The following is a 21,424-nucleotide window of genomic DNA, read 5'->3' as shown; positions in this document are numbered from 1 at the left end:
AAATACAAATGGATGTGCTTTTTCAGGCCGCCCCGCTGGTGGCACTTTTCGCGGGGATCGCGGTGTTGAGCATCGCCGTGTCGCCGCGGCGCGTCTCGATCGACGGCTTCTTTGCCGGGCGCGATGCGGGGGGCGACGCGCCGGGGCTCTGGACGCTCGTATTTTCCCAGGTGACGACCTGGATTTTCGCGCGTTCGCTGATGAACGCTGCGATCCTGGGCTACTTCTACGGCCTGCCGGGGGTTCTGGCCTATACCGCCTATTACGGCTCCTTCCTGACCGGCGGTTATATCGTGGCACGGGTCCGCGCGCAGGGCGGGCGGTCGCTTCAGGGCTGGCTTTCGGCGCGCTACGGTGCCGCCGGCGTGACGGCCTATAACGCCGTGATCGGCCTGCGGCTTCTGTCGGAGGTCTTCGCCAATCTGCTGGTCGTGGGGCTGATCGTGCGCGCCGCCCTTCCCGAGGTCGCCGGGGCCGAGGCGGCGGCGGTCTGGGCGGTCACCGGGCTGGCGCTGGTCTATTCCGCGCTGGGCGGGTTGCGTGCCTCTCTGCGCACGGATGTCGTGCAGATGGGGCTTTTCCTGGTGGTCTTCGCGCTGGCGCTTCCGGCGCTGCTGCTGGCGCCCGGCTTTTCCGTCTCCGCGGTTCTGAGTGCGCCGGGCGCGAGCGGCACCGGGCCGGGCTGGATCCTGCTGGCGGTGGCGTTCCTTCAGGTCTTCTCCTACCCCGCGCATGACCCGGTGATGATGGATCGCGGCTTTCTGGCCGATCCGGCGACGACCCGGCGCAGCTTCACCCATGCGTTCTGGATTTCCGCGCTCTGCATCTTCTTCTTCGGCCTTTTTGGGGTGCAGGCCTCCATCGCGGGGGCGCCCTATGAGGGCCAGCTTCTGGGCACCTGGCAGGGTATGTTCGGGCCGGGGGTCTATTTCCTTCTGGTCGCGTCGCTGGCGGTCTCGGCGCTCTCGACGCTCGATTCGGCGCTGGCCTCGGCCTCCCGGCTGGTGGTCGAGGAATTGCGCCTCCTGCCGCGCAGCCTGATGGGCGGGCGCGTGGCGATGGCAGGTTTCGCGCTGGCCGGGGCGGGGCTCACGCTCTGGGGCAACTCGACGCTTTTCGACGCGGTCGCGGTTTCGGGCACGGCCTCGCTCTTCCTCACGCCGGTCCTGGTATTCGGGCTGGCGCTCAGGCGGCGCGTGGCGCTCTGGGCCTATCTGGCGGCATTCGGTGCGGCGCTGGCCGGTGCCGTCGCCTATTTCCTGCGCGATAGCGCGGCGCTGGCGGCGATCTTGCCCGAGGCCCATAAATACGAGCAGCTCCTGTGGATCTGCGCCGTGGTTTTGCTTGCCGGTTTTGTGGCCTGCTGGGCCGGCTCGAGCCGTCAGAGCGGACTTGCCGGGGGCGGTTGAGGCTGGTAATCCGCCTTTAACCGATTATTTCTATCGGGAAACGGCGGAGCATCGGCATAGACGTGAGCACCCAGACGCCACGGCTGGAAGTCAGGAACCTGTCGCGCAGCTATGACGGCCGCGCGGTCGTGGACGATGTGTCGCTGACGGTGATGCCTGGGCAGGTGACCTGCCTGCTGGGGCCTTCGGGCTGCGGCAAATCCACCACGCTGCGCGCCATCGCTGGCGTTGAGATGCAGGACAAGGGCGAGATCTGGATCGACGGCAAGCTGGTCTGCGACACCGTCCACCGTATCCCGCCCGAACGCCGTTCTGTCGGCATGATGTTCCAGGATTTCGCGCTCTTCCCGCATCTGAGCGTCGGCGAGAACGTGGCCTTCGGGCTGAGCGGTCCCAGGGCCGCGCGCCGGGCCCGCGTGCTCGACTTGCTGGGTCGGGTGGAGTTGGAGAAATATGTCGACGCCTTTCCCCACCAATTGTCCGGGGGCGAACAGCAGCGCGTCGCACTCGCCCGCGCGCTCGCCCCGCGGCCGCGCATCATGCTGATGGACGAACCCTTCTCGGGGCTCGACAACCGGCTGCGCGACGAGATCCGCGACCAGACCCTGGAGGTGCTGAAGGACGAGGGCACGGCCGTTCTGCTCGTGACCCACGAGCCCGACGAGGCGATGCGCATGGCCGACGAGATCGCGCTGATGCGCGCCGGCCGGATCGTGCAGCGCGGTGCGCCCTACAACATCTACAACAATCCCGTGGACAAGGAGGCCGCCGCTTTCTTTTCTGATATCAATGTGATACACGGCAATGTTAAGAACATGCAGGTGGAAACGCCCTTCGGGCTCTTCCTGACGCCGGGCATGGTGGACGGAACCGATGTCGAGATCATCATCCGCCCGCAGCACCTGAAGATGGATTTCGACCGCGGCGGGCGCGGACCCAACCCCACGCCCCGCGACGGCACCGCCGCGCGCGGCACCGTGGAGCGCGCCCGGTTCATGGGCTCCGAAAGCCTGGTAGAGTTTGTGATGGATTTCGACGGTTCGCGGCTGAAGGCGACCGTGCCGGCGGTGTTTCTGCCCGCGCCGGGTACGCCGCTCTGGCTGTCGATGCGCCGCGACCGCTGCTTCGTCATGCCCTGCCGCGTGCAGAGCCGCGTGGTGGATCCCTACGGCCGCGCTGCCGAGTGAGGGGGGCCCCGGCGCGGACCGCAGCGAAGAAATCTGTAACAGGGGCGGATTGGGGCTTTGATCTCCGCCTCATAGTCAATAAATGTGTTGGATGATGATTTGGGCTGCGCGCATCACCGCGCCGGCCCGCACAAGGGAGAGAGTTCATGCTCAACAATATCGGGCTACCCGGCCTGCTTCTGATTGCGGTGGTGGTACTCGTGCTCTTCGGCCGCGGCAAGATATCGTCGCTGATGGGTGAGGTCGGCAAGGGCATCACCGCCTTCAAGAAGGGCGTGTCGGACGGCAAGAAGGAAATCGACGACGCCAGTGCCTCGGAAGAGGCGCGCGACGTCACCCCCGAGACCGAAAAAGACAAGGCCTGAGGGCCGCATAGACGGACCCGCAAATGTTTGACATCGGTTGGACCGAGCTTCTGCTGATCGGCATCGTCGCGCTGATCGTGGTGGGGCCGAACGATCTGCCGGGTATGTTCCGTGCCCTGGGCCGGTTCACCGCGCAGATCCGGTCCATGGCGCGCGACTTCCAGCGCTCCATGAACGAGGCCGCCGACGAGACCGGCATGCGGGATGTCGCGTCCGACCTGCGCTCGATGACGTCGCCCCGCGCGATGGGAATGGACGCGCTGCGCGATCTGTCGAGTCTCGAGAGCAACGACATGCCCAACGAGGAGAAGGCCGAGAGCGCCGACTCCAAGAAGCTGTCGGAGGCGCGCGCCGAGGCCAAGCGCAAGATCGAGGAACATTCCGCCCGGACCGCGCAATCCCGGCTGGACGCCGAGGCCAAGGCGGCCGAGGCCGAGAAGGCCGGCGCCACGCCTAAGGCTGCGCCGGCGAGCGGCAAGGCAGGCGCCAAATCCGCTTCCAAGACCGCAACCCCGGCGCGGAAATCCGCGAAGAAACCGGCCGCCAGGGGCAAGACGGCGGGTGCGGGCGCCGGCACGAACGCGGCGAAGAAACCGGCGGCGAAAAAACGCGCTGCCACGAAGGCCGATGACGCATCATGAGCGAGCGCGCAGACGATGAGCTTGAAGGCACCAGCGCGCCGCTGATCGAGCATCTGGCCGAGCTGCGGAACCGCCTGATCCATTCGCTTGTGGCCTTCATCATCGGCATGGTGATCTGCTTCACCGTGGCGACACCGATTTTCAATTTCCTAACCGCGCCGCTCTGCCAGGAACTGGCCGAGCGCGGGCAGGATTGCGACCTGATCTTCATCTCCCCGCAGGAGGGCTTCTTCGTCGCGATCAAGGTGTCGCTCCTGGGCGGGTTCATCCTGGCCTTCCCTTACATTGCCAACCAGATGTGGCGTTTCGTGGCGCCAGGGCTCTACAAATCCGAGAAGGGTGCGTTCCTGCCCTTCCTGATCGCGTCGCCCTTCATGTTTTTCCTCGGCGCGGCCTTCGCCTTCTACGTGGTGACGCCGCTGGCCTATGATTTCTTCCTGGGCTTCCAGCAGTTCGGCACTGGCGGCGAGGCGCTGCCCGAGGGCGATCCGCAGGCTGCCGCGCCGCTCAGTGTCGTCTTTCAGGGCTCGGCGCAGGAATATCTCAACCTCACGATCAAGTTCATCGTGGCCTTCGGGCTCTGCTTCCAGCTTCCGGTGCTGCTGACGCTGATGGGCAAGGCGGGGCTGGTGAGTTCCGAGGGGCTGGGCAATGTGCGCAAATACGCGGTGGTCGGCATCCTGGTGCTCGCCGCGCTGGTCACGCCGCCGGATGTCATCACGCAGGTGATCCTGTTCGTGGTCGTCTACGGGCTCTACGAGGTGTCGATCTGGCTGGTGCGCCGGGTGGAGGCTAAGCGCGACGCGGAATTGCGCGCCCAGGGCATCGACCCGGACGAGTTCAACTTCGACGACGACGATGACGACGGGGAAGGTTCCGACGAAGATTACGAACTGGGCGAGGAGTTCGATCCCGACGCCGATCCGGGCGGGGACCCCGGCAAGTCATGAGCGACGTGGCGCTGACTCGGATCGCGGAGGCGCTGGAACGCATCAGCCCGCCCGCCGCCGCCGCGCCGGATTTCGCCACCGCGGAGGCCTTCGTCTGGCACACCGCGCCGGATCGGCTGGCGCCGGTGGAGAAGGTCAACCGCATTCCGCTGGAACTGCTGGTCGGCATCGACCGGGCGGCGGACACGCTTCTGGAAAATACCCGGCATTTCGCGAGCGGTCTGCCGGCCAACAACGCGCTCCTGTGGGGCGCGCGCGGGATGGGGAAGTCGTCGCTGGTCAAGGCGGTGCATGCCAGCGTCGCGACGGATGCGCCGACGCTGAAACTGGTGGAGGTGCTGCGCGAGGATCTGCCCTCGATCGGTCGCCTGCTGAACCTGCTGCGCGGTGCCGATGCGCGTTTCGTGCTCTTTTGCGACGACCTTTCCTTCGGGCATGACGACAGCCATTACAAGTCGCTCAAGGCGGTGCTCGATGGCGGCGTGGAGGGGCGGCCCGAGAACGTGGTCTTCTATGCCACCTCGAACCGCCGCCACCTGATGCCGCGCGACATGATCGAGAACGAACGCTCAACCGCGATCAACCCCTCCGAGGCGGTGGAGGAAAAGGTCTCGCTGTCGGACCGATTCGGGCTGTGGCTGGGCTTCCATCCCTGCGATCAGGACGCCTATCTGGAAATGATCCGCCGGTATTGCGCGGCCTACGGGGTCAAGATCGACGACGAGACGCTGCACGCCGAGGCCATCGAGTGGCAGCAGACGCGCGGTGCGCGCTCCGGCCGGGTCGCCTGGCAGTATTTCACCGATCTGGCGGGCCGGCGCGGCGTCCGCGTCTGAGGCTCGGGCAAGCTGCGGGACTGCGGCGGCGGGATTGTCGGACCGGTCCCGGACGGGCTGGCGATTCGGAGGCCTCCGCGCCCCGGCTCTGAAGCCGGGGCGTGATCGTTCGGATCGAGTGCAACATGCTATGAAATCGAGAGCGGCCCGTCAGTTCAGGAACGGATCGGGGTCGATGGCCTCGGTCCCGCGCCTCACCTCGAAATGCACGAAGCTGGGGCTGCCCGAGGCGACCTTGCCGACGGTCTGGCCGCGGGAGACGCTGTCGCCCTTCTTCAGCGGCACATCCACCACGTTGGAATAGACGGTGTAGACGTTCTCGTCATGGCGAACGAGCACGATTGTGCTCTTGCCCACGGATTTCGAGATCAGCGCGACCTTGCCGTTGTCCGCGGCCTGCACGGGGCTGCCCGCGGGCGCGGCGATGTCGATGCCGTCATTGCCGCTGCCGTATCCGCGGATCACCTCGCCCCGCGCCGGGCGCAGGAATTGGGCCGTGTCGGTGGGTTCGGGCTTGGGTTTCGGGGTTGGCGCGGCAGCCGTGGCGGTCCCGCCGTCCTGCTGGTCGGTCTGGTACTGGTCAAGCTGGGGCGAGGCGGGCAGGGTTGCGGTTTCCACCTCGCGCGGCAGCGGTTTCGAGGCGCTGGGCGGCACCGGCGTGGGGCTGCCCTGACCCGGCGGGGTGGTGACGGCAGCGGCCTGGCGCGTGGCGCCGGACGCGGCGACCGGGATCAGAAGGTACTGGCCCTCTCGCACGTCGAGATCGGGCCCCAGCCCGTTCCAGTCCGCCAGCGAGCGGACCGAGACATTGTAGAGCCGCGCGATCGAAAAGGCCGTCTCGCCCCGCGCCACGCGGTGGCGCAGCGGTTGGGCGCCCGGCGTTGCGCCGGGCTGTCCGGCGGCGGCGGGCCGGCTCCGGTCGGCCTCGTCGATGGCGCTCGACGCGATGGAGGTGATGTCTGCGCCGCCCGCAGTCTGGACCCGGCGGGGCAGGGCCAGGATCTCGCCCTCGCGCAATTCGTATTCCGGCTGCAGCCCGTTATGGCGTGCCAGTTCTCCGGCGGGCATGCCGATCCGGGCGGCCACGTCGGCCACCGTGTCGCCGCGGCGGGCCTCGACCATCTGGTAACCCGGATAGCTGAGCAGACCGCGGGTGTCGGCTTCGGGCCGCGGGGCGGTTTCCACGCTGGGCGAGCCGCCATAGGGGTTGTTGAGCCCCGGCCCCAGATTGGAGAAATCGTATTGCTCCTCGCAGCCGGCCAGAAGTGCGGCGACAGCTACGCTTGCGACAAGGCGGAATGTGTGACGGGCGGTGGTCGTGGGCATCTGCTCGCTCCTCGATACGCTCTCGGTTTTGGCCGGCCCCTTGTTTCGGACCTTGTTCCTGCCGGTTCCGGTTCAGTCTGACGCCATGCCCTCGACCAGCGGTACGAAACGCACGGTGCGCAATTCGGTATAGTCGAACCCCTCGGCAGTGCGCACGACCTTTATGAGGCTCTGGACCGCGTCGGATTGGCCCACCGGCACCACCATGATACCGCCCTCGCGCAGTTGCGCCAAGAGGGGACCGGGCGGATCCTCCGCGGCGGCAGTCACGATGATGCGGTCGAAGGGCGCCTGTTCGGGCAAGCCGAAGCTGCCATCGGTGGCGATGACGGTGATATTGGTCAGCCCGAGGCGTTCGAAGACGTTGCGCGCCTCGTTGGCCAGCCGGCGGTGCCGGTCCACGGTGTAGACGCGCCGCGCGAGCTGGCTGAGGATCGCCGCCTGATAGCCCGAGCCGGTCCCCACCTCCAGCACCTTGCAGCGCGGCGTGACCTGAAGCGCCTGGGTCATCAGCCCGACGACCGAAGGCTGGCTGATCGTCTGGCCGCAGGCGATGGGCAGCGGCATGTCCTCCTCGGCGCGTTCCGCGAACAGCCCGCGCACGAAGGCGCGCCGATCCACAGTCTCCATCGCCGTCAGGACGCGGGCGTCGGTGACGCCCCTGGAGCGGAGCGCGTAGAGAAAGCGCATCTTCCGCTCCGCGTTGGTGGTCATCCGAACCTCTCGGCCAGGGTGTCGATCACCTCATGCGCGGTGAGATCGGCGCGCATCGGGGTGACGGAGATAAAGCCCTCCAGGTTGACCGCGGCATCGGTGCCCGGCGCGGTCGGCGTGTGCTGCGGCCCGCCCTTGACCCACAGGAACTTGCGCCCCGAGGGCGAGTAATGCACATCGACCGTGAAATTCACGTCATGCCGGTAGCCCTGGCGGCTGATCCGCGTTCCCTTGACGTCCTGGGCGGCCACGGGCGGGAAATTGACGTTGTAGAAGACGCCGTATTCGCGGTCCTGCCAGATGCCCTTCTCGAGCAAGTCGCGGACAAGCTGCGCGCCGTGGGCGCGGGCGGCCTCGAACGGATCGTCGAGCGCGTAGTTGCCGGGGCCGTAATATTGCGAGAGCGCGATTGACCGCATGCCCTGCAACGCGCCTTCCATCGCACCGCCGATCGTGCCGGAATAGAGCGCGTTCTCGGCCGCGTTGTTGCCCCGGTTGACCCCCGAGAGGACCAGGTCCGGCGGCCCGTCCGACAGCACGTCGTGGAGCCCTGCCAGAACGCAGTCCGCCGGCGAGCCCTCGGCGGCGAAACGCCGCGCGCCCAGCTCGGCGATCATCGTGGGATGGGTGTAGGAGATGCAATGCGCCACACCCGACTGCTCGAAGGCGGGCGCAACGGTCCAGACTTCGCCGTCCGGGCCGGCCAGGTCCGTGGCGATGCCATGGAGCACCTCCAGACCGGGGGCGTTGATGCCGTCGTCATTGGTGATGAGAATGCGCATGGATGTCCTGCTGGTGCCCGTCCTTGGCGGTGTATCGCCTGCGCCGGGGCAGGTCCAGCCTTCGCGTGCCGGGCAGGCGCGCGCGGGCCTTCGTCAGGCGGCGAGGCGCTGCCGGATCAGGAGTCCGGCCAGCGCCAGCGCGCCCAGCCCCGCGAGCGCGGCGATGGCGGGCGCCTCGCCGGCGTTGCCTGCCACGATGGCCGCCAGCGCCCAGATCACCGCCAGTCCGTAGCTTGGGGCCTGCGGCAACCGGGACTGCACAAGCGCGGCCATGCCCAGCGCGCCGAGAAGCGCCGCCACCGCCCATCCGGTCTCGCCGAAGATCAGCCCGTAGCCCGCGCCGCTCAGCCCCAGCGCCACCCAGCTTGCCGCCGTCAGCCACCCGGCATAGAGCCCCAGCGGTATCGAGAACCACCAGCGGTCGCCGACCCGCGCGGCCGCGAAGAGCGCGATCAATGCGCCGGCCAGCATCACCCAGATCAGCGCCGTCGCCTGGAGAGGCGCCCGCATCGCCACGCCCAGCCAGACGCTGCCCAGCGTCAGGCTGACGATCAGCGGCCAGCGCGCCCTGTCCCAGCCCGGATCGTCCGACCGGTTGAGCAGCCCGAAGCCCGCATGCAGGATGAGCCACAGATAGAGCAGCCCCCAGATCGCGAAGGCGTAACCCGCGGGCACAATCGGCGGGTCGGCCTGCGGGTTGGGATAAAACTGCGGGTCGATCCCCTTGAATCCCGGATAGATCGTCGGCGCGGCCGCGAAGAGCAGCGCCGCCACCAGCAGGAAAATCGCCTTCATGCGCACCATCGGTTCCCCTTTTAGCGGGCCGCGCCCACGCGCGGCTCAGGCGAGCGCGCCCTCGGGCGTCAGCGTGGTCTTGCCGCCAAGATAGCGCGCCAGCGCGTTCGGCAAGCTCACCGACCCGTCCGCCTGCTGGCCGTTCTCCAGCACCGCGATCAGGCAACGCCCGACAGCCAGGCCCGATCCGTTGAGCGTGTGCAGGTATTCCGGCTTGCCGCCGCCGGCGGGCTTGAAGCGCGCGTTCATCCGCCGGGCCTGGAAATCGCCGCAGAGCGAGACCGAGCTGATCTCGCGATAGGTGTCCTGGCCGGGCAGCCAGACCTCGATATCATGGGTGCGCCGCGCGCCGAAGCCCATGTCGCCGGTGCAGAGCACCACGGTGCGATAGGGCAGGTCCAGCCGGTCGAGGATGCCTTCGGCGCAGCCTGTCATGCGGTCGAGCTCGGCCCGGCTGTGGTCGGGATGAGTGACCGACACCATCTCGACCTTCTCGAACTGGTGCTGGCGCAGCATGCCGGCGGTGTCCTTGCCCGCGCTGCCGGCCTCGGAGCGGAAACACTGGGTGTGGGCCACGTAGCGGCGGGGGAGGGTGCCTTCCTCCACGATCAGGCCGTTGACGATATTGGTCAGCGTCACCTCGGCGGTGGGCACCAGCCACCAGCCGTTGGTGGTGCGGTAGCTGTCCTCGCCGAATTTGGGAAGCTGCCCGGTGCCGTACATCATTTCGTCGCGCACCAGAACCGGCGTCCAGGTCTCGGTGAGGCCGTTCTCCTCGATATGGGTGTCGAGCATGAATTGCGCCAGCGCCCGGTGGATGCGCGCCACCGCGCCCGAAAGCACGACGAAGCGCGAGCCCGAGAGTTTTGCCGCGGTCTCGAAATCCATGCCGGGCTTCACGCCGGCGATCTCGAAATGCTCGACCGGGGTGAAATCGCAATCGCGCGGCGTGCCGCGGCGGTAGAGCTCGACATTCTCTGTCTCGTCGGCGCCGTCGGGCACGTCGTCGAGCGGCAGGTTGGGCAGGCCCATCAGCGTGGCGGCAAGCTGCTGGTCGAGGTCCTTGGCCTCGGCCTGCATCGCCGCCACCTCGGCCTTCTTCTCGGAGACCGTGGCGCGCAGGCGCTCGAATTCCGCCTCGTCGCCGGCGGCCTTGGCGGCGCCGACCTTCCTGGAGGCCGCGTTCTGTTCGGCCTGCGTGGTCTCGGCGGCGTGGATGCGCGCGCGCCGCGCCTCGTCCTGCGCCAGAATGTCGGCCGATACGGGCGCCAGCCCCCGGCGTTCCAGCGCGGCGTCGAAGGCGGCGGGGTTCTCGCGGATCAGGCGGATGTCGTGCATGGGGGCGGGCCATCGGGTTGTTTGAGTCGCTGCCCGCCTTATGCACCAGATTTTCCGCGGGGTGTAGGCCAGGGTTGCGATGTGCGGGAAGGCGGCCTCGCGGCGACCTGAGGCGGGGCAACGGAGGCGGGTTCGCGCAAGGCCAGATGTTGCGGATCCAGGTGAGGCTGCCGCGGTCGTTCAATCCCGCCCGGCGGCGCGGCGTCGGAAGCTTTCGGGCGGGATCACGGCGATGGCGGCGGCGCGTTCCATCACCGCGAAACGGCTGCGGATCACCGCGACCACGTGCCAGCCCCCGTCGTGGCGCACCAGCACCGGGGCGCCGGAATTGCCCGCCACCACCGGGCAGGAGAGGCCCAGCAGCACGCCCTGCCGCGCGATCGGGTAGCAGTCGTCGCGCGCTTCGGGCGCATCGGGGCGGGCATGGCTGTAGCCGATGATGGCGAGCGGCCCGTCGCCTCGTGGCGGCGGGGCGAGCGGGTAGGGGCGCGCCAGTTCGGCCGGAACCGGCCGCGCCAGCCGGATCAGCACGATGTCGTCGCCACTGCCGCCCGGCCCGTCGGTGCGGATGATCTCGGCCCCGCGCAGCGTGGCGGGCGCGCGGCCCGCGATCCAGCCCGGCGCGAAGCTCAGCCGTTCGGGATCGTCCACCCCGCGCAGGCAATGCGCCGCGCTCAGCACCAGGTCGGGCGCGACCAGCGTGCCGGTGCAGAACCCGCGTGCCGCCAGCCCGCCGACGCTGAGCCTGCCGATGGCGGGCCAGCGGCTCGCGCCCGCGGGTTCCAGCCCCTCGGTCCCGCCCGGCGCGGGCCAGAGCCAGAGCGCTGCCGAGAGTGCCGCCGCCATGCCCGCCCTGCCGAAATGTCGCATTCCGCCCCCTTGCCGCGTTGTGCCGATTGACCGCGTGCCGGTCGTCCCCCATATGGCGCTCAATCCATGCGGAAGGAAGCCCCGGCCGCCGGGGCCAGCCCGCCTTGCCAAGGTCCCGGACGGGGGCTAGGGTGCGCCGCAATTCACGCAGGGGTCCGCGCGGCCCCGCCATCTAGACATGAGGACCTCATATGCTTGTCACCCCTGCATTCGCTCAGGCCGCCGGTGGTGGGGCCGGGGGCGCGTTCGCCAGCTTCGTGCCGCTGATCCTGATATTCGCGATCATGTATTTCCTCCTGATCCGCCCGCAGCAGAAGAAGGCTAAGGAGCACAAGGCGATGGTCGAGGCGCTGCGGCGCGGCGACCAGGTGATCACCCAGGGCGGCGTGATCGGCAAGGTGACCAAGGTCAAGGACGAGAACGAGGTCGAGGTCGAGATCGCCACGGGCGTCAAGGTGCGGGTAATGCGCCAGACCATCGCCCAGGTTGTCTCGAAGACCGAACCGGCCGCCGCGAACGACTGATCCATCCCCCGCGCAGGAGCGGCCATGCTGCATTTCCCGATCTGGAAGCGGGTGCTGATCTGGGCGCTGGTGGCGCTCGGCGTCGCGCTGGCGCTGCCCAACCTGTTCTACAACCGCGTCGAGACCCATAACGACGCCGCCGCCGGGCTGGAGTCCGGCGCGCCGGAGACGCCGGAGTTGCGCGCCGACCTGGCGCAATGGCCGGGCTGGCTGCCCTCGTCGCTGGTCAGCCTGGGGCTCGACCTGCGGGGCGGCGCTCACCTTCTGGCCGAGGTGCAGGTGGAGGATGTCTATGCCGCGCGGATGGATGCGCTCTGGCCCGAAGTGCGCGATGCGCTGCGCGACGTGCGCGACACGGTCGGCACGATCCGCCGCCAGGACGGTCCGCCGGATGAGCTGCGCGTGCGGCTGTCGCGCCCCGAGGGCATGTCCGCCGCGCTGGAAGAAGTGCGCGCGCTGGCTCAGCCTGTGGTCAGCCTGACCGGGGTCGGCACCACCGATCTGGAGGTCTCGAGCCAGGGCGACACGCTGATCGTCCGCCTGACCGAGGCCGAGGCGCGCGCCACCGATGACCGCACCATCCAGCAGTCGCTCGAGATCATCCGCCGCCGCGTCGACGAGGTCGGAACGCGCGAACCCACGATCCAGCGCCAGGGGACCGACCGCATCCTGATCCAGGTGCCCGGCATCGGCTCGGCAGGCGAACTGAAGGCGCTGATCGGCACCACCGCGCAGCTCACCTTCCACCCGGTTCTGGGCCGCGCCGGCAGCGCCGAGGCCAATCCGGGGCCGGGCAATATCGTGTTGCCCTCGCTCGACGAGGAGGGGGTGTTCTACCGTCTCGAGAAGACCCCGGTCGTCACCGGCGAGGATCTTGTGGACGCCCAGCCCGCCTTCGACCAGAACGGCCGCCCGGCGGTCAATTTCCGCTTCAATCCGCATGGCGCGCGCAAGTTCGGCGACTACACCGCGGAAAATATCGGCTCGCCCTTCGCCATCGTGCTCGATGAAGAAGTGATCTCGGCCCCGGTGATCCAGTCGCACATTCCCGGCGGCTCGGGCATCATCACCGGCAATTTTACCGTCGAGGAATCGACCGAGCTTGCGATCCTGCTGCGCGCCGGCGCGCTGCCCGCCGAGCTGACCTTCCTGGAAGAGCGCACCATCGGCCCCGAACTGGGCCAGGACAGCATCGAGGCCGGGCGCATCGCCTGCCTCGTGGCCTTTGCCGGGGTGCTGATCTTCATGGCGCTTTCCTACGGGCTCTTCGGGCTCTTCGCCGATCTGGCGCTGATCTTCAACGTGGCGCTGATCTTCGGTCTGCTTTCGGCAATCGGGGCGACGCTGACGCTGCCCGGCATCGCCGGGATCGTGCTGACCATCGGCATGGCGGTCGATGCGAATGTGCTGATCTTCGAGCGTATCCGCGAGGAGTTGAAGACCGCCCGTGGCCCGGCCCGCGCCATAGAACTGGGCTACGAGAAGGCGTTCTCGGCGATCCTGGACGCCAATATCACCACGCTGATCGCGGCGGTGATCCTCTTCGCGATGGGCTCCGGGCCGGTACGGGGCTTCTCGGTCACGCTGGGGCTGGGGATCCTGACCTCGGTCTTCACGGCGATCTATGTGACGCGGCTGATCGTGATTCTGTGGTTCGAGCGCCGCCGTCCCAGGACGGTCACGGTATGAGGAGAGTGTGATGCGCCTGAAACTCGTACCCGAGACCACCAACTGGGACTTCTTCCGCTATTGGAAGATCACCTTCGGCGCCTCGCTGCTGGCAATGGTGGCATCCATCGTGATCTTCTTCGTCGTGGGCCTCAATTTCGGCATCGACTTCCGCGGCGGCACCACGATCCGCACCCAGAGCACCGTGGAGGTCGATGTCGGCGCCTATCGCGACGCGATCTCCGGCCTGGGGCTGGGCGATGTCGCGATCTCCGAGGTTTTCGACCCGAATTTCGGCCCTGAACAGAATGTCACTATGATCCGCATCCAGGCCCAGGAAGGCGAAGAGGCGGTCACCGCCGAGACCATCGCCGAGGTCGAGGCGGTGCTGCAACAGGCGATCGACCCGGACATGACCTTCCCCTCGGTGGAAAGCGTCGGCCCCAAGGTCTCCGGCGAGTTGATCCAGTCCGCCGTGATCGCGGTGCTGCTGGCCATCGGTGCGGTGCTTTTCTACATCTGGCTGCGTTTCGAATGGCAGTTTTCGGTGGGCGCGGTCGCCGCGCTGATCCATGACGTGACGCTGACCATCGGGGTCTTCAGCCTGCTCCAGATTCGGTTCGACCTGGCGATCATCGCCGCGCTTCTGACGATCGTGGGCTACTCGCTCAACGATACGGTGGTGGTCTTCGACCGGGTGCGGGAGAACCTGCGCAAATACAAGAAGACCGGCCTGCAGGAGGTGCTCAACATGTCGATCAACGAGACGCTGTCGCGCACGATGATGACCTCGGTCACCACGCTGATCGCGCTGATTGCGCTCTTCGCGCTGGGCGGCGACGTGATCCGCGGCTTCGTCTTCGCGATGATCTGGGGCGTTGTGGTCGGCACCTACTCCTCGGTCTTCGTGGCCTCGGCGATCCTGCTGCGGCTGGGCGTCAAGCGCGACTGGTCCAAGCCTCCGGGCGGCGCGGGAACCCAATTCGCCAATATCGACGCGTGATCGCGGCGCTCCAGCCCATCCTGGCGCTGGACGGGCTGGGCTGGCTTCTGGTCGGCGTCACGCTGGGCGGGCTGGTGCGCGGCTTCTCGGGCTTCGGCACGGCGATGGTCTATCTGCCCTTCGCCGGCGCGGTGCTGGAACCCGTCTGGGCGCTGACCACGCTGGTGGTGATGGACCTGATCGGGCCGCTGCCCAACGTGCCGCGTGCCCTGCGCGACGGCCACGCCCGCGATGTGCTGCGTCTGGGGCTCGGGGCGCTTGCAGGGCTGCCGCTCGGGGTCGGCTTCCTGGTCGCGGTCCCGCCGGAGGTCTTCCGCTACGCGGTCTCGCTGATCTCGCTCCTGTTGCTCGCGCTGCTCGCCGGCGGGTTGCGCTACCGCGGCGCGATGACGCGGCCGCTGGTCTTCGGCACCGGCGCGTTGGGGGGCGTCCTGGCCGGCGGCGCCGGGCTGCCGGGGCCGCCGGCCATCATGCTCTACATGGCCCGCCCGCTGCCCGCCGCCGCCATCCGGGCCAATCTGCTGCTCTACCTGCTGCTCACCGATCTGCTGATGCTGGCGGTCTTCGGGCTGAGCGGCCTCGTCGGGACGGCCCCGGTTCTCGTGGGCGCGGTGCTGGCGCTGCCCTACACATTTGCCAATATTGCCGGGGCTGCTATCTTCAAACCCGAGAGGCAGCGGCTCTACCGTGCCGTCGCCTATCTTGTCATCGCGGCCTCGGCCCTGCGCGGCCTGCCGCTCTTCGGCTGAAGGGGGAATGCCGATGCGACTGACCGAGATGCATTTCGACAGCGGCCTGCCGGTGGACGGCTACGGCCCCGGATTCTTCCGGATCGGGGGTGAGGTGGTCGAGGGCCCGGTCTTGATCCGCCCCGACGGCGTGACCGGCTGGGGCGGCATGGACGACGCCGTCCGGCTGGAGGAACTCTCCGGGCGCATCGACGTTCTCTTCGTGGGAACCGGCGCGGAGACCGAACACGTCCCCGCCGCGCTGCGCGCCCGGCTGGAGAAAGCGGGCATCGGCGTGGAGGCGATGGCCACCCCGCCGGCCTGCCGCAGCTACAACGTGCTGCTCTCCGAAGGGCGGCGCATCGCCGCGGCGCTGATGCCGGTCTGAATACCACGAGCGCCGGGATGCGGGGTTGACGATCGCCGCCTTCCGGCCCCACTTAACGGATGACGCAAACGACAACCACCAGGACACGAGGTAATCCCATGGCTTTCGAACTCCCCGATCTTCCCTACGCCCATGACGCGCTGGCCGAAGCCAACATGTCCAGGGAGACGCTGGAATATCACCACGACATCCACCACAAGGCCTATGTCGACAACGGCAACAAGCTGATCGCCGGAACCGAATGGGAAGGCAAGCCGGTGGAGGAGATCGTGAAGGGCACCTACCAGTCCGGCGCCGTGGCCCAGACCGGCATTTTCAATAACGCCTCGCAGCACTGGAACCACAGCCAGTTCTGGGAAATGATGGGGCCCGGCCCCTCCACGATGCCCTCCGAGCTGGAATCGCGCATCACGGACGCCTTCGGATCGGTCGACAAGTTCAAGGACGACTTCGCCGCCGCCGGCGCCGGGCAGTTCGGCTCGGGCTGGGCCTGGCTGGTCGTCGATGCCGACGGAACGCTCAAGGTCACCAAGACCGAGAACGGCGTGAACCCGCTCTGCTTCGACCAGACCGCGCTCCTGGGCTGCGACGTGTGGGAGCACAGCTACTATATCGACTTCCGCAACAAGCGCCCCGCCTATCTCCAGAACTTTCTCGACAACCTGGTGAACTGGGAAAACGTGGCCGAGCGGCTCTCCAACGCCTGACCCCCGCCACCGCGCACCCTTCCAGGGCCGGCGGATGCGCACCGCCGGCCCTTTTCGTGGCCCCCCTTCTTCTTGCCGCAAGTATCCCGGGGTCCGGGGCAGCGCCCCGGCGCGGCCCGCAGGGCCGCAAGCCATGACCTGCGCCGCAGGCGCGCATTGCGATTGCCTTCGCCGCCCGATCGTGGCCTATGGACGGCGAGATGCGAGGAACGGGATGAGCGATCCGGTCAGGGGCATAGCGGCGATGGTGGCGGCCTGCACGGTGTGGGGGCTCTCGGCGATGTTCTACAAGCTCATTGCCCATGTCCCGCCGCTGGAGGTCCTGAGCCACCGCACGCTCTGGTCGCTGGCTTTCTTCGGGCTGGTGCTCGCGCTCCAGGGTCGGTTGGCCGAGATCGGCCGCATCTTCGCGCATCGCCGCACGCTGGCGGTGGTCGCGGCGGCGGGGCTCTTCATCTCCACCAACTGGTTCTTCTTCATCTTCTCGATCCAGATCGGCCAGGCGGTGGAGGCCAGCCTGGGCTATTATATCTTCCCGCTGGTGTCGGTGATGCTGGGGCGCCTCGTGCTGGGCGAGCGGCTGAGCGCGCTGAAATGGCTCGCCGTGGCGCTGGCGGCCGGGGCGGTGGCGCTGCTGACCTGGGGGCTCGGCGTGGCACCCTGGGTGTCGCTGGTGCTGGCAGGAACCTTCGGCATGTACGGGCTGATGAAGCGCCGCGTGCCCGCCGGTCCTGTCGTCTCGGTCACCACCGAGGTACTGTTGCTTGCGCCGCTCGCGGCGCTTTGGCTCTGGGGCGTGCATGTGCTGGGCTGGGGCGGGATCGTCGACCGGCCCGGAGCCTGGTTCGGCACGAATTGGCGTGACAGCCTGCTGCTGGCCGCCTCGGGTATCTTGACCGCAACGCCGCTGATCCTCTTTTCCTACGCCTCGAAGCGGCTCTCGATGGCCTCAGTGGGGCTGGTGCAGTATCTCAACCCGACGCTGCAATTCCTGGTCGCCACGCTGGTCTTTGCGGAACCCTTCACCGACTGGCACGCCATCGCCTTCCCGATGATCTGGGTCGCGCTGGGCTTCTATTCGCTGGAGAGCCTGCGTCAGGAAAGATCGGCGCGCAGGCGCGCGGTCAGCGTCGCCACGTCCGGCACGACGCGCATGTAGTCGCGGAAGCCCGGATCGGCGAAGCCCTGCGAGATGATATTGTCGATCAGCGCCACCAGCGGATCCCAGTAGCCGCCGATGTTGAGCAGGTAGATCGGCTTTTCGTGCAGCCCGAGTTGGCGCCAGGTCATGACCTCGAAGAACTCGTCGAGCGATCCGGGCCCGCCGGGCAGGGTGACGATCGCATCGGCATTCATGAACATGACCTTCTTGCGCTCGTGCATGTTCTCGGTGACCACGCACTGGCGCAGGTCGCGGCCCGGAGCCTCGCGCTCCAGCAGGTGCACCGGGATCACGCCCAGCCGTTGCCCGCCGGCATCCCGTGCCGCGGCCGCGACGCGACCCATCATGCCAACCTCGCCCGCGCCGTAGACCAGCCGCCAGCCGCTTTCCGCCAGCGCCCGGCCGACAGCCGTCGCGGCCTCCGCATAGACCGGGTCGTCGCCGGTGCGCGAGCCGCAGAAGACACAGACGGAACGAAGGGGCTGGGGCATGGTGCATCTCGTCTTTCGGGAGGGTCTGGTGCCGTGATAACGGTGTTGCAAAGCTCCCACAAGCCGTTGCAGGATACGCCACCCGCCGGCGCAGGTTTGCCGGGCGGGCGGGATGGAAAGAACGGATCATGGCGCTCGGCCCGGGGAAAGCATCAGGCGGATGGATCGCGGCCGCGGCGGTGGCCGCGCTGGTCGCGCTGGGCGGCTTCGTCTATTACCGCGGACTGGGAGAAGCGCCCTCCGCCGCCATCGACGCGCCGGCCCCGGCTCCGGAACAGGGCGTGGCGGGGGACGAAACCGCCGCAACCGAGCCCGCCGCAGGGATCACGCCGGAGACCGGTGCGGAGAGCCCCGAGGTCGAGGACGACTCCCGGCCCGGCGGGCTGCCGGAGTTCGACCTGGTCCGGGTCGATGGCGCCGGCGCGGCGGTAGTGGCTGGGCGCGCCGGTCCCGCGAACCATGTCGAGATCTATGTCGATGGCGTGCTGATGGCCGAGGCAGATACCGATCGTGACGGCAGGTTCGTGGCGCTCTTCGACCTGGAGCCTTCCGACCAACCCCGCGCCTTGTCGCTGGTCGCGGATGACGGCGCGGGGCGGCGCATGGTTTCTGCCGACACGGTGATCGTGGCCCCCGGCCCGCGTGGGGAAACGCAGCTTGCCGGCCGCCCGGAGGCCGGCGAAGCCGTGGCATCCGGCGGCGCCGCCGAGACGCAGGCCGGCACGGAGCCCGCCGCGCCCGCGCCGAACCGGCAGGGCGAAACGGAGAGATCGCAGGCCGTGCCGGGGGACGGGACCGGGGCGGACGGATCGCAGGCCGACCGGATCGCGGCGATGTCGGATGCGCCCGGCGCGGCGACGTCGAGTGGTCCGGGCGACGCGCCGCCGGACCTCCGTCCTGCCAGTCCGCCTGCCGTGATCCTCACGGGCCGTGACGGCGCGCGCATCCTGCAACCCGGCGGGCCGGAACCCGCACCCGACGCGCTGACCCGGCTCTCGATCGAGGCGATTTCCTATGACGCGGCTGGCGCGGTGACACTGGCCGGGCGCGGGCGGCCGTCGCATTTCGCCCGCATCTACGTGGACAACCAGCCCGTGAAGACCGCCGAGATCGCCCCGGACGGAACCTGGCAGGGCGTGCTGCCCGACATCGCGGCGGGCGTCTACAGCCTGCGCATCGACGAGATCGACACCGACGGGAGCGTCACCTCGCGGGTCGAGACGCCCTTCCAGCGCGAATCCGTGGCCGATATCCGCCGCGCCATGACCGCGGCGGGCAGCGCGGCGCCCGCGGAGGCGGCCACACAGCAACCCGAGGCGCCCGCCGCGTCCGAGAGCGCCGCGCCGGCTGCCCCCGATCTGCCGCAGGTCATGCTGGTCACAGTGCAGCCGGGTTACACGCTCTGGGGGATTTCCACGCGCAATTACGGCGACGGCTTCCAGTATGTGCGGATCTACGAGGCCAATCGCGACCAGATCCGCGACCCCGACCTGATCTATCCGGGCCAGATATTCGAGGTCCCAGCCGACTGATCGGCCGGGCGCACTGGCCAAATCCCGTCCCCGGCCCTAGGTCTGTCGCAGGCAGGAGCGGCATGCGAAGAAACAGATTATCCGATCACGGCGACGCGCCGGATGCAGGGCAGGAACGGCGCAGCGGCTGGCGCACCATCCGGCGCGTGGCGCCCTATCTCTGGCCCGAGGGGCAGGCATGGGTGAAGCGGCGCGTGGTCTGGGCATTGGTGGCGCTCTTCGCGTCCAAGCTGGTCGCGGTCTCCACGCCCTTTTTCTACAAAGCGGCGGTGGATGCGCTGGCTCCCGCGCAGGAGGCTGCCGACACTGCCGCCTGGATGCTGGCCATCGGCGCGGTCGGGCTGACCGTGGCCTATGGCGTGGCGCGGCTGATGGGGGTGGGCTTCGCGCAGGCGCGCGACGCGATCTTCGCGCGGGTCGGCCAGCGCGCGTTGCGCCGTCTGGCGCTGGAGACCTTCAGCCACATGCACCAGCTTTCGCTGAGCTATCACATCACCCGCAAGACCGGAGGGCTCTCGCGGATCATCGAGCGCGGCGTCAAGGGCGTCGACTTCCTGCTGCGCTTCATGCTCTTCTCCATCGGGCCGTTGATCCTGGAACTCATGATGATCGGCGTCATCCTCTTCGTGGTCTTCGACATCTGGTATCTGGCCGTGGTAGCGGGCACGATCGCCGTCTATATCTGGTTCACCTTCACGGTCACGGAATGGCGCGTGCGGGTCCGCCGCGAGATGAACAGGCAGGATACCGACGCCAACCAGAAGGCCATCGACAGCCTGCTGAATTTCGAGACCGTCAAGTATTTCGGCGCCGAGTCGCGCGAGGCGATGCGCTACGACAGCGCCATGGAACGCTACGAGACCGCGGCGCTCAAGACCGCCTGGTCGCTTTCGGCGCTGAATTTCGGTCAATCCGCGCTGATCACTTCGGGCCTGGTTGCGGTGATGGTGATGGCGGCGATGGGCGTGCAGACGGGCAGCCTGACGGTGGGCGATTTCGTCATGGTCAACGCCTACATGATCCAGATCACCATGCCGCTCAACTTCCTGGGCACGGTCTATCGGGAAATCCGCCAGTCGCTGGTGGATATGGGCGAGATGTTCGACCTTCTCGAACGCCCCGCCGATGTGACCGACAAGCCGGACGCGAAGCCGCTGGAGGTGACGGGCGGGGAGATCCGCTTCGACAGGGTGGTGTTCGGCTACGACCCGGCGCGGCCGGTCCTCAAGGGCATCGACCTGACCGTGAAGCCGGGCACCAAGGTGGCTATCGTCGGGCCGTCGGGGTCGGGCAAATCCACCATCGGGCGGCTGCTCTTCCGGTTCTACGACGTGAATTCGGGGGCGCTCCGGATCGACGGGCAGGATCTGCGCGACGTGACGCAGGAGAGCCTGCACGCGGCGATCGGGATCGTGCCGCAGGACACGGTGCTCTTCAACGACACGATCGGCTACAACATCGCATATGGCCGCGAGGGCGCGACACGAGCCCAGATCGAGGCCGCCGCGCGCGCCGCGCGTATCCATGATTTCATCGCCGGGCTGCCGGAGGGCTATGACACGCAGGTGGGCGAGCGGGGCCTGAAGCTCTCGGGCGGCGAGAAGCAGCGCGTGGGCATCGCGCGCACGCTGCTCAAGAACCCGCCGATCCTGCTGCTCGACGAGGCGACGAGCGCACTCGACACCGAAACCGAGCGCGACATCCAGCTCAGCCTGCACGAGATGGGGGCGGGGCGCAGCGTGATCACCATCGCGCACCGGCTCTCAACCGTGGTGGATGCCGACGAGATCGTGGTGCTGGAGGCCGGCCGGGTGAGCGAGCGCGGCACCCATGAGGCGCTGCTGGCGCGCGGCGGGCGCTATGCGGCGATGTGGCGCCGCCAGCAGGCGGAAGCCGAGGACGAGAGCGCCGCCTGAGCGCACCGCGGCCGCGGCACTGCCCGCGATGGATCGCAGGCCGGGGCGCTGCCCCGGACCCCGGGATATTTCATGCAAGAAGAAAGGGTTGG

Annotated in this window: 22 protein-coding genes; 15 read left to right on the top strand and 7 right to left on the bottom strand. The window is 68.3% G+C overall.

The features are described 5' to 3' along the window. Positions 1 to 8: 8 nt before the first annotated feature. The 6 genes from DDZ14_RS01785 (at position 9) to DDZ14_RS01760 (ending at position 5,388) form a co-directional block, all read left to right on the top strand. Entirely contained in the window at positions 9 to 1,409 is a 1,401-nt protein-coding gene (locus DDZ14_RS01785; protein ID WP_109423238.1) for a sodium:proline symporter, read from the top strand. A gap of 62 nt (positions 1,410 to 1,471) precedes the next feature. Beyond that, entirely contained in the window at positions 1,472 to 2,596 is a 1,125-nt protein-coding gene (locus DDZ14_RS01780) for an ABC transporter ATP-binding protein (RefSeq protein WP_109423237.1), read from the top strand. Positions 2,597 to 2,742: 146 nt separating this feature from the next. Beyond that, positions 2,743 to 2,961 carry a twin-arginine translocase TatA/TatE family subunit gene (locus tag DDZ14_RS01775; RefSeq protein ID WP_109423236.1) on the top strand — a complete coding sequence of 73 codons (219 nt, stop codon included), beginning with the start codon at positions 2,743 to 2,745 and terminating at the stop codon, positions 2,959 to 2,961. 23 nt (positions 2,962 to 2,984) lie between these two features. Then, positions 2,985 to 3,602 (top strand): Sec-independent protein translocase protein TatB, encoded by a 618-nt coding sequence (gene tatB, locus DDZ14_RS01770; protein WP_109423235.1) that lies wholly within the window; start codon positions 2,985 to 2,987, stop codon positions 3,600 to 3,602. Further along, positions 3,599 to 4,552, top strand: coding sequence for a twin-arginine translocase subunit TatC (tatC, locus tag DDZ14_RS01765; protein ID WP_109423234.1), 954 nt, complete (start codon positions 3,599 to 3,601; stop codon positions 4,550 to 4,552). Before tatB ends, tatC begins: the two co-directional genes overlap by 4 nt. Next, entirely contained in the window at positions 4,549 to 5,388 is an 840-nt protein-coding gene (locus tag DDZ14_RS01760; RefSeq protein ID WP_109423233.1) for an ATP-binding protein, read from the top strand. The genes tatC and DDZ14_RS01760 overlap by 4 nt, the downstream gene beginning before the upstream one ends. A gap of 150 nt (positions 5,389 to 5,538) precedes the next feature. Here the strand turns inward: DDZ14_RS01760 and DDZ14_RS01755 are convergent, their stop codons facing one another. The 6 genes from DDZ14_RS01755 to DDZ14_RS01730 form a co-directional block, all read right to left on the bottom strand. Further along, positions 5,539 to 6,714: a peptidoglycan DD-metalloendopeptidase family protein gene (locus DDZ14_RS01755; RefSeq protein WP_109423232.1), complete on the bottom strand. Its 1,176-nt coding sequence runs from the start codon at positions 6,712 to 6,714 to the stop codon at positions 5,539 to 5,541. A 72-nt stretch (positions 6,715 to 6,786) separates the two neighbouring features. Continuing rightward, positions 6,787 to 7,428, bottom strand: coding sequence for a protein-L-isoaspartate(D-aspartate) O-methyltransferase (locus tag DDZ14_RS01750; RefSeq protein WP_109423231.1), 642 nt, complete (start codon positions 7,426 to 7,428; stop codon positions 6,787 to 6,789). Continuing rightward, a complete protein-coding gene (surE, locus tag DDZ14_RS01745) occupies positions 7,425 to 8,210 on the bottom strand; it encodes a 5'/3'-nucleotidase SurE (RefSeq protein ID WP_109423230.1) in 786 nt (261 codons plus the stop codon). The genes DDZ14_RS01750 and surE overlap by 4 nt, the downstream gene beginning before the upstream one ends. A 93-nt stretch (positions 8,211 to 8,303) precedes the next feature. After that, positions 8,304 to 9,014, bottom strand: a complete 711-nt coding sequence (locus DDZ14_RS01740; protein WP_109423229.1) for a hypothetical protein — start codon at positions 9,012 to 9,014, stop codon at positions 8,304 to 8,306. A 36-nt stretch (positions 9,015 to 9,050) separates the two neighbouring features. Next, complete coding sequence (serS, locus tag DDZ14_RS01735; RefSeq protein WP_109423228.1) at positions 9,051 to 10,343, bottom strand: serine--tRNA ligase; 1,293 nt, start codon at positions 10,341 to 10,343, stop codon at positions 9,051 to 9,053. A 180-nt stretch (positions 10,344 to 10,523) separates the two neighbouring features. Continuing rightward, positions 10,524 to 11,213, bottom strand: a complete 690-nt coding sequence (locus DDZ14_RS01730) for a serine protease (protein ID WP_109423227.1) — start codon at positions 11,211 to 11,213, stop codon at positions 10,524 to 10,526. 191 nt (positions 11,214 to 11,404) lie between these two features. On the opposite strand from DDZ14_RS01730, the gene yajC reads away from it, so the two are divergent. The 7 genes from yajC (at position 11,405) to rarD (ending at position 17,390) form a co-directional block, all read left to right on the top strand. Next, positions 11,405 to 11,737 (top strand): preprotein translocase subunit YajC, encoded by a 333-nt coding sequence (yajC, locus tag DDZ14_RS01725; protein WP_109423226.1) that lies wholly within the window; start codon positions 11,405 to 11,407, stop codon positions 11,735 to 11,737. A gap of 24 nt (positions 11,738 to 11,761) precedes the next feature. Next, the gene (gene secD, locus DDZ14_RS01720; RefSeq protein WP_109423225.1) at positions 11,762 to 13,426 is read left to right on the top strand and encodes a protein translocase subunit SecD; all 1,665 of its coding nucleotides are present in this window, start codon (positions 11,762 to 11,764) and stop codon (positions 13,424 to 13,426) included. A 10-nt stretch (positions 13,427 to 13,436) separates the two neighbouring features. Next, entirely contained in the window at positions 13,437 to 14,408 is a 972-nt protein-coding gene (secF, locus tag DDZ14_RS01715; RefSeq protein ID WP_109423224.1) for a protein translocase subunit SecF, read from the top strand. After that, positions 14,405 to 15,157 (top strand): TSUP family transporter, encoded by a 753-nt coding sequence (locus DDZ14_RS01710; protein WP_233252437.1) that lies wholly within the window; start codon positions 14,405 to 14,407, stop codon positions 15,155 to 15,157. The genes secF and DDZ14_RS01710 overlap by 4 nt, the downstream gene beginning before the upstream one ends. A gap of 13 nt (positions 15,158 to 15,170) precedes the next feature. Next, entirely contained in the window at positions 15,171 to 15,524 is a 354-nt protein-coding gene (locus tag DDZ14_RS01705; RefSeq protein WP_109423223.1) for an Mth938-like domain-containing protein, read from the top strand. A gap of 98 nt (positions 15,525 to 15,622) precedes the next feature. Beyond that, positions 15,623 to 16,231: a superoxide dismutase gene (locus DDZ14_RS01700; protein WP_109423222.1), complete on the top strand. Its 609-nt coding sequence runs from the start codon at positions 15,623 to 15,625 to the stop codon at positions 16,229 to 16,231. Positions 16,232 to 16,445: 214 nt separating this feature from the next. Next, positions 16,446 to 17,390: an EamA family transporter RarD gene (rarD, locus tag DDZ14_RS01695; protein ID WP_109423221.1), complete on the top strand. Its 945-nt coding sequence runs from the start codon at positions 16,446 to 16,448 to the stop codon at positions 17,388 to 17,390. Here the strand turns inward: rarD and DDZ14_RS01690 are convergent. Then, positions 17,327 to 17,884: a TIGR00730 family Rossman fold protein gene (locus DDZ14_RS01690; protein WP_109423220.1), complete on the bottom strand. Its 558-nt coding sequence runs from the start codon at positions 17,882 to 17,884 to the stop codon at positions 17,327 to 17,329. The two genes, rarD and DDZ14_RS01690, sit on opposite strands and share 64 nt — an antisense overlap. A 128-nt stretch (positions 17,885 to 18,012) precedes the next feature. Here DDZ14_RS01690 and DDZ14_RS01685 point away from each other — a divergent pair, with 128 nt between their 5' ends. Next, positions 18,013 to 19,416 carry a LysM peptidoglycan-binding domain-containing protein gene (locus tag DDZ14_RS01685; protein WP_109423219.1) on the top strand — a complete coding sequence of 468 codons (1,404 nt, stop codon included), beginning with the start codon at positions 18,013 to 18,015 and terminating at the stop codon, positions 19,414 to 19,416. Positions 19,417 to 19,478: 62 nt separating this feature from the next. Continuing rightward, complete coding sequence (locus tag DDZ14_RS01680; protein WP_109423218.1) at positions 19,479 to 21,332, top strand: ABC transporter ATP-binding protein/permease; 1,854 nt, start codon at positions 19,479 to 19,481, stop codon at positions 21,330 to 21,332. Positions 21,333 to 21,424: the final 92 nt, after the last annotated feature.

The organism is Maritimibacter sp. 55A14, from assembly GCF_003122205.1.
Taxonomy (GTDB): Bacteria; Pseudomonadota; Alphaproteobacteria; order Rhodobacterales; family Rhodobacteraceae; genus QEYE01.
Note: the sequence above shows the minus strand (reverse complement) of the source record. Positions and strands in the feature narration are given on the sequence as shown.

What these genes read in the sequence shown, in the direction of transcription:
- tatB (WP_109423235.1), top strand. Translation starts at nt 2,985, where the DNA reads ATGTTTGACATCGGTTGGACCGAGCTTCTGCTGATCGGCATCGTCGCG.
- DDZ14_RS01785 (WP_109423238.1), top strand. Translation starts at nt 9, where the DNA reads ATGGATGTGCTTTTTCAGGCCGCCCCGCTGGTGGCACTTTTCGCGGGG.
- secD (WP_109423225.1), top strand. Translation starts at nt 11,762, where the DNA reads ATGCTGCATTTCCCGATCTGGAAGCGGGTGCTGATCTGGGCGCTGGTG.
- DDZ14_RS01690 (WP_109423220.1), bottom strand. Translation starts at nt 17,884, where the DNA reads ATGCCCCAGCCCCTTCGTTCCGTCTGTGTCTTCTGCGGCTCGCGCACC.
- serS (WP_109423228.1), bottom strand. Translation starts at nt 10,343, where the DNA reads ATGCACGACATCCGCCTGATCCGCGAGAACCCCGCCGCCTTCGACGCC.
- DDZ14_RS01680 (WP_109423218.1), top strand. Translation starts at nt 19,479, where the DNA reads ATGCGAAGAAACAGATTATCCGATCACGGCGACGCGCCGGATGCAGGG.
- rarD (WP_109423221.1), top strand. Translation starts at nt 16,446, where the DNA reads ATGAGCGATCCGGTCAGGGGCATAGCGGCGATGGTGGCGGCCTGCACG.
- DDZ14_RS01775 (WP_109423236.1), top strand. Translation starts at nt 2,743, where the DNA reads ATGCTCAACAATATCGGGCTACCCGGCCTGCTTCTGATTGCGGTGGTG.
- DDZ14_RS01760 (WP_109423233.1), top strand. Translation starts at nt 4,549, where the DNA reads ATGAGCGACGTGGCGCTGACTCGGATCGCGGAGGCGCTGGAACGCATC.
- DDZ14_RS01705 (WP_109423223.1), top strand. Translation starts at nt 15,171, where the DNA reads ATGCGACTGACCGAGATGCATTTCGACAGCGGCCTGCCGGTGGACGGC.
- surE (WP_109423230.1), bottom strand. Translation starts at nt 8,210, where the DNA reads ATGCGCATTCTCATCACCAATGACGACGGCATCAACGCCCCCGGTCTG.
- DDZ14_RS01700 (WP_109423222.1), top strand. Translation starts at nt 15,623, where the DNA reads ATGGCTTTCGAACTCCCCGATCTTCCCTACGCCCATGACGCGCTGGCC.
- DDZ14_RS01755 (WP_109423232.1), bottom strand. Translation starts at nt 6,714, where the DNA reads ATGCCCACGACCACCGCCCGTCACACATTCCGCCTTGTCGCAAGCGTA.
- DDZ14_RS01730 (WP_109423227.1), bottom strand. Translation starts at nt 11,213, where the DNA reads ATGCGACATTTCGGCAGGGCGGGCATGGCGGCGGCACTCTCGGCAGCG.
- secF (WP_109423224.1), top strand. Translation starts at nt 13,437, where the DNA reads ATGCGCCTGAAACTCGTACCCGAGACCACCAACTGGGACTTCTTCCGC.
- DDZ14_RS01685 (WP_109423219.1), top strand. Translation starts at nt 18,013, where the DNA reads ATGGCGCTCGGCCCGGGGAAAGCATCAGGCGGATGGATCGCGGCCGCG.
- DDZ14_RS01750 (WP_109423231.1), bottom strand. Translation starts at nt 7,428, where the DNA reads ATGACCACCAACGCGGAGCGGAAGATGCGCTTTCTCTACGCGCTCCGC.
- tatC (WP_109423234.1), top strand. Translation starts at nt 3,599, where the DNA reads ATGAGCGAGCGCGCAGACGATGAGCTTGAAGGCACCAGCGCGCCGCTG.
- DDZ14_RS01740 (WP_109423229.1), bottom strand. Translation starts at nt 9,014, where the DNA reads ATGGTGCGCATGAAGGCGATTTTCCTGCTGGTGGCGGCGCTGCTCTTC.
- yajC (WP_109423226.1), top strand. Translation starts at nt 11,405, where the DNA reads ATGCTTGTCACCCCTGCATTCGCTCAGGCCGCCGGTGGTGGGGCCGGG.